This is a genomic window from Micrococcus sp. EWR3.9.1 (genome assembly GCF_052615555.1).
The window spans coordinates 1-300 of record NZ_JBQXFD010000057.1 but is presented as its reverse complement, the minus strand read 5'-3'; the positions used below and the strand labels follow the sequence as shown (position 1 = coordinate 300).

The window sequence follows — 300 nt, the reverse complement described above, 5'->3', positions numbered from 1 at the left end:
GGTGCGGTGTGGCAACGCTGCCGCACCCACTACGCGGCGAACCTGATGGGCATCACCCCGAAGAGCATGTGGCCGGCGGTGAAGGCCATGCTCCACTCGGTCTACGACCAGCCCGATGCCGCCAGCGTCAACGCCCAGTTCGACCGGCTGCTGGACTACGTGAGCGAGAAACTGCCGGTGGTGGCCGAGCACCTCGATGCTGCCCGGGCCGACATCCTGGCGTTCACCACATTCCCCAAGGACGTCTGGACCCAGATCTGGTCGAACAACCCGGCCGAGCGGCTCAACCGCGAGATCCGC

Annotated in this window: 1 protein-coding gene; it reads left to right on the top strand. The window is 66.7% G+C overall.

What is annotated here, in order from left to right:
• On the top strand, positions 1-300 hold a 300-nt coding region (locus tag ACUJ8O_RS11555), incomplete at both ends, for a transposase (protein WP_445373407.1).